Annotated in this window: 9 protein-coding genes; 2 read left to right on the forward strand and 7 right to left on the reverse strand. The window is 68.1% G+C overall.

Annotated elements, in window-relative coordinates; genetic code table 11:
- Positions 1 to 189: 189 nt before the first annotated feature.
- Genes mnhG through L978_RS12570 form a run of 6 tightly spaced genes read right to left on the reverse strand, consistent with a single transcriptional unit; the run spans position 190 to position 6514 of the window.
- Complete coding sequence (gene mnhG / locus L978_RS12545; protein ID WP_047523444.1) at positions 190 to 579, reverse strand: monovalent cation/H(+) antiporter subunit G; 390 nt, start codon at positions 577 to 579, stop codon at positions 190 to 192.
- The gene (locus tag L978_RS12550; RefSeq protein WP_047523448.1) at positions 576 to 845 is read right to left on the reverse strand and encodes a monovalent cation/H+ antiporter complex subunit F; all 270 of its coding nucleotides are present in this window, start codon (positions 843 to 845) and stop codon (positions 576 to 578) included. The genes mnhG and L978_RS12550 overlap by 4 nt, the downstream gene beginning before the upstream one ends.
- Positions 842 to 1429 (reverse strand): Na+/H+ antiporter subunit E, encoded by a 588-nt coding sequence (locus tag L978_RS12555; protein ID WP_047523452.1) that lies wholly within the window; start codon positions 1427 to 1429, stop codon positions 842 to 844. Before L978_RS12555 ends, L978_RS12550 begins: the two co-directional genes overlap by 4 nt.
- The gene (locus tag L978_RS12560) at positions 1429 to 2979 is read right to left on the reverse strand and encodes a Na+/H+ antiporter subunit D (RefSeq protein WP_047523454.1); all 1551 of its coding nucleotides are present in this window, start codon (positions 2977 to 2979) and stop codon (positions 1429 to 1431) included. The genes L978_RS12555 and L978_RS12560 overlap by 1 nt, the downstream gene beginning before the upstream one ends.
- Entirely contained in the window at positions 2976 to 3545 is a 570-nt protein-coding gene (locus tag L978_RS12565) for a Na(+)/H(+) antiporter subunit C (protein WP_052193689.1), read from the reverse strand. The genes L978_RS12560 and L978_RS12565 overlap by 4 nt, the downstream gene beginning before the upstream one ends.
- On the reverse strand, positions 3545 to 6514 hold the full coding sequence (locus L978_RS12570; protein WP_047523458.1) for a Na+/H+ antiporter subunit A: 2970 nt from the start codon (positions 6512 to 6514) through the stop codon (positions 3545 to 3547). Before L978_RS12570 ends, L978_RS12565 begins: the two co-directional genes overlap by 1 nt.
- 120 nt (positions 6515 to 6634) lie before the next feature.
- On the opposite strand from L978_RS12570, the gene L978_RS12575 reads away from it, so the two are divergent.
- The gene (locus L978_RS12575; RefSeq protein WP_047523463.1) at positions 6635 to 8131 is read left to right on the forward strand and encodes a hypothetical protein; all 1497 of its coding nucleotides are present in this window, start codon (positions 6635 to 6637) and stop codon (positions 8129 to 8131) included.
- 16 nt (positions 8132 to 8147) lie between these two features.
- Here the strand turns inward: L978_RS12575 and L978_RS12580 are convergent, their stop codons facing one another.
- Positions 8148 to 9209 (reverse strand): LacI family DNA-binding transcriptional regulator, encoded by a 1062-nt coding sequence (locus L978_RS12580; RefSeq protein ID WP_047523465.1) that lies wholly within the window; start codon positions 9207 to 9209, stop codon positions 8148 to 8150.
- A gap of 60 nt (positions 9210 to 9269) precedes the next feature.
- Here L978_RS12580 and L978_RS12585 point away from each other — a divergent pair, with 60 nt between their 5' ends.
- A complete protein-coding gene (locus tag L978_RS12585; RefSeq protein ID WP_047523467.1) occupies positions 9270 to 10508 on the forward strand; it encodes an MFS transporter in 1239 nt (412 codons plus the stop codon).
- Positions 10509 to 10595 lie beyond the last annotated feature (87 nt).

Below are 10595 nucleotides of genomic sequence, written 5' to 3' on the forward strand. Positions count from 1 at the left end.
CTGGGTGGTGTCGTCGCCGATCCACCCTTCCTGGCGGATGTCGTTCACAATTCAGGAAACTCGGGGGCATAAGGCATCAACGTGGTCTGGTTCCGCCTGCCCCCGCCGACTTCTCCTGAATTGCGAACCGCGTCACGGGCTAGAGGGCCCAGAACACCTTGCCCGGCCGGCGCGACACCCGGGGGGAGGTCAGCCGGCGGCGGGCGGGGTCTGCTTCGACTCGGCGAGCTCGTCCACGACGAGGCCCCGCTGCTCGATGGTTCCGTTCCGATAGGCCTGCCGCCCGACGATGTGCGCCGAGAGCGGAGCGGTCGCGAACTGCATCAGCACGATCGGCGCGATGAGCACGAGCCCGACCAGGATGCCGCCGATCGACCGCTGCGACAGGGCGATGGCGATGCAGATGAGCAGGAGCCCGAGGACCTGTGGCTTGGTGGCCGCGTGCAGACGGGAGGGCACATCCCGGAAGTGCAGCAGTCCGACCGCCGCCGACAGGCACAGCACGGCGCCGAGCAGGATGAGCACCAGGACCGCCACGTCGATGACGGCATCCGGGATCATGAGACCGAACACGTTCATGGTGTCGTGTTGTCCCTTCTCGCGACGAACCGGGCCACCGCGATCGACCCGAACACTCCGATGGCCGCGATGATGAGGAGGACGGGGATGTTCCGAGTGTGACCGTTGATCGCCATCTCCGCACCGATCACGCACATCACCTCGGTGAGGAGCACGTCGGAGGCGACGGCGCGGTCGAGGATCGACGGTCCGCGCACGATGCGAATCAGGGCGAGGATCGCGGCGATACCGAAGACGACCATGATCAGCAGGAGCAGAATGTTCATCGGACACCGCCCTTCGCTCCGAGTCCGGCCCGTTCGTCGGCCTTGAGTGCACGGTACTGCGCGGGGTCGCCGAGCGCACGCACGATCCTGCGCTCCCACCGGAGCACCCCGGCGCGCTGCTTCTCCACGTCGTCGGTCGTCCGGACGCCGATCACGTGCAGGTACAGGATGCGTCGGTCACGATCGGTCTCGACGACAAGCGAACCGGGGATCAGTGAGGACACCACGGCGACGTGCGTCATCACCAGGTCGTCGGCGTAGCGCAGGGGCACCGCGACGATGGCTGTGCCCGGTTGGCGGCGGAAGTCGAACACCTGCACCGTGACCGAGAGCGCGCCGTTGAGCACGGCGAAGAGGAACTGCACGACGAAGAGCGCCGCGTACCAGAGGTTGACTCGACCGGAGAGGGCGACGGTGGGCAGCCGGAAGACGCGGGTGACGAAGATCGCGACGATCAGTCCGGTGAGGAAGGACAGCACGGTGAACTGCGCCCACAACAGCATCCAGAGCACGACGAGCCACGCCAGGAAGGGCAGCTGCACCCGGATGTCGCGCCAGAGATGACGTCGGGTCTCGCGCACCATCAGCCCACCTCCTCTTCCAGCTGCACCAGGCTCACCGGCTGCAGCAGGGCGGCGCCGATACGGTCGCACAGGGCGTAGAGGGGACCGGCGAAGACGGTGAGGGCGAGGGTGACCGCGACCATCCCCCCGGTCGCGACCGTCATGATCTTCGGGATGCGACGACGCTCCTGCTGCTCGTCGGCGGCCGGGGCGTTGCCGAGGTAGGAGATGCGCCCCTCGGTCTCGGTGGAGTCCTCCTCCTCACGCCAGAACGCGAGGTTCCAGGCGCGCATGAGGGCGTACAGCGTGAGCAGCGAGGTGATGATGCCACCGAAGATCAGCACGAGCATGAGCGGGGTGCCGACGGAGGCCGCCGCCTCGAACAGTGCGAACTTGCCGATGAACCCCGAGAAGGGTGGCAGGCCACCGAGGTTGATCGCGGGCACGAAGTACAGCACGGCGATCACGGGGGCGACCTTGAGGAGTCCCTTGACGCGCAGGATCGATGTGCTGCCCGCTCGACGTTCCACGAGGCCGACTGCGAGGAACAGGGTCGTCTGCACGACGATGTGGTGGACGATGTAGTACACCGTCGCACCGATCGCGGCCGGCGTCGCTATCGCGAGACCGAAGATCATGTAGCCGACATGGCTGACCAGGGTGAACGACAGGATTCGTTTGAGCTCCGCCTGCGCGACCGCACCGAGCACTCCGACGATCATGGTCGCGAGCGCGATGATGAGCAGCAGGGTGTCGATGCTGTTCGAGGCGAAGAGCTGCGTCTCGGTGCGGATCAGCGCGTACACGCCGACCTTGGTCAACAGGCCTGCGAACACGGCGGTGACCGGGGCGGGCGCGGTCGGGTAGGAGTCCGGCAGCCAGAAGGACACCGGGAAGATGGCCGCCTTGATGCCGAATGCCACGACCAGCATCAGGTGCAGCACCAGCTGCGTTTCCTGCGGGAGCTCCGACATCCGCTCGGCGATCTGCGCCATGTTGACCGTGCCGAGCGCACCGTAGATCATCGCGATCGACGCCAGGAACAGGATCGACGACACCAGCGAGACGACGATGTAGACCGCGCCGGTGCGGATCCGGGACTCGGTGCTGCCGAGGGTGATCAGGACGTACGAGGCGACGAGCAGGATCTCGAAGCCGACGTAGAGGTTGAAGAGGTCGCCCGCGATGAAGGCGTTGAAGATACCGGCGGCCAGGATCAGGTAGGACGGGTTGAAGATCGAGATCGGCGTCTCGTCGGTGCCGTCGGCCGCCCCCTGGCCGACCGAGAAGAGCAGGACCGCGACCAGCACGATGCTCGAGATCAGCACCAGAAGCGCAGCGAGCCGGTCGACGTAGAGCACGATGCCGAACGGGACGGGCCAGCCACCGACGGACACCGCGAGCGGCTCACCTCCGTCGACCACCACGAGGAGGATCGCGGCGATCACCGAGACCGCGGCGAGCGTCGCGACGGTGACGACGACCTGGAGCCGTGGGTTCCGGCCGAAGACGAGCGTGACCGCGGCTCCCAGGAGCGGCAGGGCGACGAGGAGCGGGACGAGGGCGGTCATGGCTTGCCCTCCTCGTTCTGTCCGTGGTCGTGACGTTCGTCGTGGTCTGCGTCGCCACCCCAATCGGTGGGCGCATCGAAGGGTGCGTCGTCATGGATGGCGGAGTGATCACGCATGTGCAGCACCGTGATCGGCGAAGTCTGCACCCCGACGAAGTCCGTGGTGGCCTCGTCGTCGTCGGTTTCGGACTCGTCGTCCATGAGGTCTTCGTCGGCGTCGGTGCGCTCGCGGAGCGCGATGTCGGCCTCGTCGTCCTCGACGGTGTCGGCTTGGCCGAGCTGCCAGGAGCGGTAGATGAGGGCGAGGAGGAAGGCGGAGACCGCGAACGTGATCACGATGGCGGTGAGGGTGAGCGCCTGCGGGAGCGGGTCGCTCATCTCGCCTTCGGTACCGAAGAATGGAGCGTTGCCCGGCACTCCCATCACGATCAGGAGCAGCAGGTTGGTCGCGTTGCCGAGCAGCAGGAAGCCGATCAGCACGCGGGTCAGGCTGCGCTCCAGCATCGCGTACACGCCGCAGGCGAAGAGCACGGCCATGATGATGATCAGGGTGAGGGAGACGTCCATCAGCGGCTCCTCCCCTCACGGGAGAGGAAGCCTTCGGGGCCCGGTGTGGACCGGAGGGCAGCCTGCCGATCGACCTCGGCGCCGAGGCTGCGCAGGACGTCGAGGACCAGACCGATCACGACCAGGTACACGCCCACGTCGAAGATGGTCGAGGTGACGAACTCCATGTGCCCGATGCCGGGGATCTCCCATTCCCAGAAGGTGCTGGTCAGCGGTGCGAGGCCGAAGAAGAGCGGCACGACCGCGGTGCCGACGGCGAGGATCAACCCGGTGCCCAGGAGTCGCCCGGCGTCGGTGGGCGCCGCGGCGCCGAGCTCCCACCGGCCACCGGCGATATATCGCATGACCAAAGCCATACCGGCGACAAGTCCTCCGGCGAAGCCTCCGCCCGGAAGGTTGTGCCCGGAGAACAGCAGGAAGATCGAGACCACGATGATCGTGTGGAACAGGATTCGGACGATCACCTCGAGCAGGATCGAGCGGTTCTCGGGCTTCATCCTCTGTCCGCCGACGAGCCAGGCACGCGGGCTGCTCTCGTTCTCGGATGTCTGGAAGCGGATGCCCTCGGTGGTCTCGACGAGCGGGCGGCTGCGGGCGGCCTTGCGGGTGGCCCGCGGCAGATTCTTCGTGCCCGCCAGAAGGTCGGCCCGGTGCGTGACGAACACCAGGGAAGCCACACCCGTCGCGGCCAGCACGAGCACCGAGAGCTCGCCCATCGTGTCCCAGCCGCGCAGGTCGACCAGCGCCACATTGACCACGTTCTTGCCGTGGCCGATCTCGTAGGCGATCTCGGGGAAGATCTCCGAGATCGGGTCGGCGATCCGGGACTGGGTCGCCACGACGGCGATGAAGGCCATCGTGACGCCGACGCCGATCGCGAGGAGCGCACGCGGAACCCGGCCGACGGAGGCGTTGTGCTCGCCCATCCGCGCGGGGAGGCGACGGAGCACGAGCGCGAACGTGACCATCGTGACGGTCTCGATGAGGATCTGCGTGAGAGCGAGATCCGGGGCACCGCTCGTGGCGAAGAGGACCACCATCCCCAGGCCGGTGACCGACACCAGGACCACTCCCGTGTAGCGCTTCTGCGCACGGACCGCGAAGACTCCGGCGATCGCCATGATCGGTGCCACGACGATCTGGGCGGGGGTGTGCCATGCCGACAGGTTGTAGCGATCGATGTCACTCGCGATGAGCGCTGTCACCTCTGCGGAGACGAACACCACGAAGATGGTGCCGACGTACACCGGCAGGGAGCCTCGCTGGGTGAGCGTGGTGCTCAGGACCGACAGGCGGTCGACGCCGCGCATGACGAGGTAGTACACGTCCGCCGCCGTGAAGCGCAGCAGGCGGGCCTTGCGATCCCACCCGGTCTTGCGGCTGAGCAGGAAGAGCCCGATGCCGAGCAGGATCGAGAGGATCGAGATGCCCAGTGCAGGTTCGAAGCCGTGCCAGAGGGCGAGATGCCCCGGACCCTCGACGGCTTCTCCGGCGTGGTCGAGCCCGGGGCTCGCGGTGAGCGCGTACCCCTGCAGGGCGACGTCGAGCGCAGGGGCGCCGATTCCCGCGGCGAGGGTGACACCGGCGAGGATGATCGGCGCCGACAGGAATCCCACCGGAGGGTCGGGCCAAGCGGTGTCCGGGAGCTGCTGTCCCTGCTCATCACGCTTCTTCCAGAAGGCCCCCCAGAGGAAGCGGGCCCCATATGCCGCAGTCAGCATGGAACCGAGGACCACCCCGATGAGCGCGACCAGACCCCACGGGGATCCTCCCAGCGCATCGTCGAGAAGAGCGGTGAGGGTCGATTCCTTCGCGACGAAACCGATGGTCGGAGCGATGCCGACCATCGAGGCGATGGAGATGAATGCCGCCGTCGCCATGACGGGAGCCTGGCGTCCGACACCGGAGAGCTCGGTGATGTCTCGCGTGGAGAGCTGACGGTCGATGACGCCGACGATCAGGAACAGGGCCGACTTGAACAGCGCGTGACCGATGACCAGGGCGAGGCCCGCGAGTGCCGCGGCCTGGGTTCCGTAGCCGACGACCACGGCGAAGAAGCCGAGCTGGCTGACCGTGCCGAACGCGAGGATGCGCTTGAGGTCGGTCTCACGCAGCGCCTGGATGCCGCCGATCAGCATCGTCAGGATGCCGAGGGTGATGACGATGGGGCGCCACGGCGCGCTGAACGCGAAGATCGGGGCGAACCGGGCGATCAGATAGATACCTGCCTTCACCATCGCCGCCGCGTGCAGATAGGCGCTGACGGGAGTAGGCGCGGCCATCGCGCCGGGAAGCCAGAAGTGGAACGGGAACAGCGCCGACTTGCTGATCGCTCCGACCAGCAGCATGACGATCGCGGCATCCACGATCGGTCCGGACGGCGCGATCTCGAGGATCTCGCGGATGCTCGAAGTGCCGGTGTCGACGACCAGCAGCACGACTCCGACGAACATCACGAGTCCGCCGAGCGTGGTCACGAGGAGTGCTTGGAGCGCCGCGCGTCGGCTGGCGGCACGGCGCCGGTAATGACCGATGAGGAGGTAGGAGAGGATGCTCGTCAGTTCCCAGAACATGACCAGCATCACGAGGTCGTCGGTCAGGACGAGACCGTACATCGCGCCGGCGAAACCGAGCAGCACCCCGGCGAACTGACCGATGCCCGCGGTGTCATCGTGGAAGTACCACCGGCAGTAGAGCAGCACGAGGGCGCCGACCCCGGTGACGATGAGCGTGAGCACCCAGCCGAGCACGTCCATGTTCATGGACAGGTTGAGGCCGAGTTGCGGGATCCAGGCGACCGACTCGAACGGAACCGGACCATCGAGAACCTGTGGCGTCATCACGAGCGCATGCACGAAGGCGGCAGCCGGGACGAGGGCCGCGATCGCGAACGCCTGAGCTCCGAGCCAGCGCACCAGAACGGGCATCAACAGCGACCCGAGGAGGAACACGGCGAGGAGCGTCAGCATATACGCGGCTCCCTCGGGGGTCGTCGGCCCCACAGCTCTCGCGGGGGTCTCGCGTCCAGTTTACCGACGGGAGGCGCACCGCGCGGTTCTCGCTCTGCACGAACGTGCAAGAGTGGTCGCATGCGGGCGTGGGTGCGGGAACTGGCCGGAGGGGTCGGAGCCCTCGGGCTGGCACTGATCACCGCCGCGCAGGTCGCGGCGTCCGCGCGTTCCGAGTTGCTGTTCCGTGACGCGGATTCCCTGGTCGTAGCGATGTTCGCACGGTCCGTCCTCTCCGGGCAGCCGCTGGACTGGGCGATGTCGAGCGTGCTGTTCCTCCCCGAGACCGCGGTGTTCGCCGGCCTCGACACGGTCCTGCCGTTCGAGGTGGACGGTCTGTTGGCCGTGAGCGCCATGGTGAACCTGCTCGCCCTGTACGGAGCCGTTCGCGTCGTCGCCGGCCGTCGGTCCGAGCGATCGGCGCCCGTCACGTGGTCGTTGCTGAGCGTCGCCGCCTTCTCCGTGCTCGCCATGACAGAGGTGTCGGCGTCTCGGGATGCGCTCGAGCTCGCGTCCTTGACGCTGACGACGACCTACTACGCCGCGACCGTCATCGCCGTCGTGCTCTCGGTCGGACTGGTCCGGCGGGTGCTGGACGGGGGGTCGCGCGGCGCCGTCTCGCTGATCGCGCTCGGCGCCACGGCCCTCGTGTCGACCCTGTCGAATCCTCTCTACGCGGTGTGGGCGACGGGACCGCTCACCCTGCTGCTCGCCTTCTTCATGATCCGAACGACGCAGCGGGCCCGGATCGGCGTGGTGATGGCCGTGCTTCTCGCCGGGACGATACTCGGATTCCTCGGACGCATTCCATTGGCGGCATGGATCGCCAACACCGGTGCCGGCTACGTGCAGCCCGAGCGGTGGTCCGAGTCTCTGGAGTACTACGGCGCGCTGCTGATCGGCCGACTGTCGACCCCCGGCGGGATCATCGCCGGGCTGCTCGTCCTCGCACTCCTCGTGCTCGCCGGCTTCCGCACGGCACGGGCCTCAGACGACGGCACCCGCTTCGTCGCCACGATCGCCTGGCTCATGCCGGTCCTCGTCGTCGTCGGGGCGATCGCGGTCGGCACTCATGCGACCCGCTACCTGCAACCCCTCGCCTTCGCCCCCGTGCTCGCGCTCGTCGCATCGCCTCGCATCGTGCGGATGCCGGTACGGGTCCGCCCGATCCTCGCGGCCGTGTCCGTCGCGCTGCTGGTGGCGGGCGGCGCAGCACGCGTCCCTCAGCTCGCCGCCGCCGCTCAGGTCACCGACCCCGACCTGGCCTGCGTGACCGAGTGGATCGACGCGTCCGGCCGCACCGGCGCCGGGCAGTTCTGGACCGTCCGCCTGCCGAAACTGCATCTGCAGGATCCCGCCCGACTCGTCCAGGTGGATCACGAACTGCGGGGCTACGCCTGGCTCGTGAACCGGCACGACTTCGACGTCGGGGAGGTGACGTTCCTGCTGGAGGACGCGCAGACCGTCCCGTGGAGCCTGCCGCTCCCGGCCGTGCCCGAGGAAGTGGTCGACTGCGGCCGCTATCGCATCCTCGATTTCGGCGAGACCGCTCTCCCGCTCGGACCGCAGCGCAGTTGATCCGCACCGTGCCCGGTCAGCGCGAGGCGGGGCCCGTCGTGGTGCCGGCGTGGAAACGGCAGGTGAGATGCTGCGTGATGCCGGGTTCGCCCCGGAGCATGCGTGCGATCTGCTCCCCCGCTGCCCGCCCCTTCTCGACAGCCGGCTGCACGCTGGTCGTGAGGCTGAGGTCTCCGAGACCGTCGAGCGCGATGCCGTCGAATCCGGCGACGGAGAGGTCCTCCGGCACGCGGAGTCCCGCCTCCTCCGCGGCGCGGATCACCCCCACCGCGAGCAGATCGCTCTGCGCGAGCACGGCTGTCGGCCGGGTGGCCGGATCGGCGAGGAGCATCCTTCCCACCAGCACCCCTTCGTCGATGAGGCTTCCGGCGGCGGATATCGCGAGGGCGTCGGGGAAGATCTCTCGCGTCCCGGCGAGCCGATGGATCGTGACATCGACGGTGGCGTTCGCGAGCCGCTCGGGAGTGATCGCCGTCCGTTCGCGTTCGGTGTCGAGGGGAAGCGTAACCAGGGCGACGTCGCGGTGGCCGAGGTCCCGCACATGGCGCGCGATGTCGGCGGAGGCTGCCGCGTTGTCCAGAGTGATGCGCGGGATCGACTCCCCCGCGTCTCCCTCGATCACGACGACGGGGAGGCCTCGCCCGACGACGATCTCGAGTGAGGATCTCGTGCGTGCCGAACAGCCGATCAGCACGAACGCATCCACCGGAGCATCGGCGATACCCGCACCCTCTTCCCCCGGCTCGTCGCGCATCAGCAGGATCCCCGCACTGAGTTCGGCCAGCCCGTCGGTGAGTCCGTCCATCAAGGCGGTCGTGACCGGGTCGAGGAAGGCCGCGCGGAGGTGACCTTCGAGCACGACCGCGACGATGCCGCTGCGTCCTCGCCGCAGGGATGCCGCTCGCGGGTCGGGGCCGGCGTACCCGAGGTCGGCCGCGGCGGCGAGGACCCGCTCCCGAGTCGCGGGGGCCACCTTCGCCTTGCCGCTGAAGACGACCGAGGCGGTGGAGGTCGCCACACCCGCCTCGCGCGCGACGTCAGCGATCGTGGGCCGACGTGGCGTCTCCTGACTGCTCATACTTCGAGGATAGCTCCCTTCGTTTCCGAATTGTCGAATCGATTCGATAGGCTGTGCGGCATGGATTCAGCCCTCACCCGATCGCAGTTCGTCCGCTGGCGTGCCGCGATCTTCGCCATCTTCCTGGCGAGCGGCCTCTCGATCGCGACCTGGGCGTCGCGCGTGCCCGGGATCAAGCAGGCACTTGATCTCGACAACGCGCAGGTCGGCCTGATCCTGCTCGGCATGGGCATCGCGTCGATCGTCGGCATCTCGACTGGCCCTGCCGTGATGGCACGCACCGGAGCGCGACGGGGGATGCTCCTGACGATGCTGACGTTCGCCACCGGCATCGTGCTCGTCGGGTTGGGCGCGAACGTCTTCGGCTCCGTCACGGTGGTCCTGATCGGCATGGCGCTGTTCGGCTTCGGCAACGGCTCGGTCGACGTGATGATGAACGTCGAGGCGACGGCGATCGAGCAGCAGATGAGGCGCACGATCCTTCCCGTGTTCCACGCCTTCTTCAGTTTCGGCACGGTCATCGGCGCGGCGATCGGCGCGCTGGCGGCCCAGCTCAGGATCGACGTCGCCACGCACGCCACCGTCATCGGCGTGCTCATCGCCGTGATCGCGGTGGTCTGCTTCTTCCAGGTGCCGTCGCGAGAGGCAGCTCTCGACCCGACGGATCACGAGAAGCCGCCGTTCCGCGCACGCATGCACACCGCGTTGGAGGCATGGCGCGAGCCTCGGACGTACCTGCTCGGCATGGTGATGCTCGGGATGTCGTTCGCCGAGGGAGGAGCGAACGACTGGATCGCACTGGGCACCGAACAGGGGCACGGCTTCGCGGAGGGCACGGGGGCGGTATCCCTCGCGGTGTTCTCGATCGGGATGACGACGGTGCGACTGTTCGGCGGGCCGCTGGTCGACCGCTTCGGTCGTGTCCTGGTGCTGCGCATCCTCGCCGTCGCCGCGGCGTCCGGCATCCTGCTGTTCATCCTCGCGCCGACCTTCCCTCTCGTGCTCGTCGGTGCGGCGCTGTGGGGGGTCGGTGCCTCGCTCGGCTTCCCCCTGGGCATGTCCGCGGCCGCAGACGATCCGGCCAAGGCCGCGGCGCGGGTGAGCGCCGCCGCCACGATCGGCTACGTCGCCTTCCTCGGCGGCCCGCCCGTCCTCGGGGTCATCAGCGAGCACATCGGTCTGCTCAACACGCTGTTCATCCTGGTCGGGCTGGTCGTGCTGTCGGGGCTGTTCTCCGGAGCCGCCCGTCCACTCCGCGAAGACGAGAAGACACCGGTGGCGCGCACGGAGCAGGGCTGAGGCTCAGCCCTCGCACCCACGCACCAGACCCCCGCTTACCGCCGAAACCCCCAACTGCTGACGTCTGGAGACGGGGGTTTCGGCGGG

Source organism: Microbacterium sp. ZOR0019, assembly GCF_000800925.1.
GTDB lineage: Bacteria > Actinomycetota > Actinomycetes > Actinomycetales > Microbacteriaceae > Microbacterium > Microbacterium aurugineum.

What these genes read in the sequence shown, in the direction of transcription:
- mnhG (WP_047523444.1), bottom strand. Translation starts at nt 579, where the DNA reads ATGAACGTGTTCGGTCTCATGATCCCGGATGCCGTCATCGACGTGGCG.
- L978_RS12550 (WP_047523448.1), bottom strand. Translation starts at nt 845, where the DNA reads ATGAACATTCTGCTCCTGCTGATCATGGTCGTCTTCGGTATCGCCGCG.
- L978_RS12555 (WP_047523452.1), bottom strand. Translation starts at nt 1,429, where the DNA reads ATGGTGCGCGAGACCCGACGTCATCTCTGGCGCGACATCCGGGTGCAG.
- L978_RS12560 (WP_047523454.1), bottom strand. Translation starts at nt 2,979, where the DNA reads ATGACCGCCCTCGTCCCGCTCCTCGTCGCCCTGCCGCTCCTGGGAGCC.
- L978_RS12565 (WP_052193689.1), bottom strand. Translation starts at nt 3,545, where the DNA reads ATGGACGTCTCCCTCACCCTGATCATCATCATGGCCGTGCTCTTCGCC.
- L978_RS12570 (WP_047523458.1), bottom strand. Translation starts at nt 6,514, where the DNA reads ATGCTGACGCTCCTCGCCGTGTTCCTCCTCGGGTCGCTGTTGATGCCC.
- L978_RS12575 (WP_047523463.1), top strand. Translation starts at nt 6,635, where the DNA reads ATGCGGGCGTGGGTGCGGGAACTGGCCGGAGGGGTCGGAGCCCTCGGG.
- L978_RS12580 (WP_047523465.1), bottom strand. Translation starts at nt 9,209, where the DNA reads ATGAGCAGTCAGGAGACGCCACGTCGGCCCACGATCGCTGACGTCGCG.
- L978_RS12585 (WP_047523467.1), top strand. Translation starts at nt 9,270, where the DNA reads ATGGATTCAGCCCTCACCCGATCGCAGTTCGTCCGCTGGCGTGCCGCG.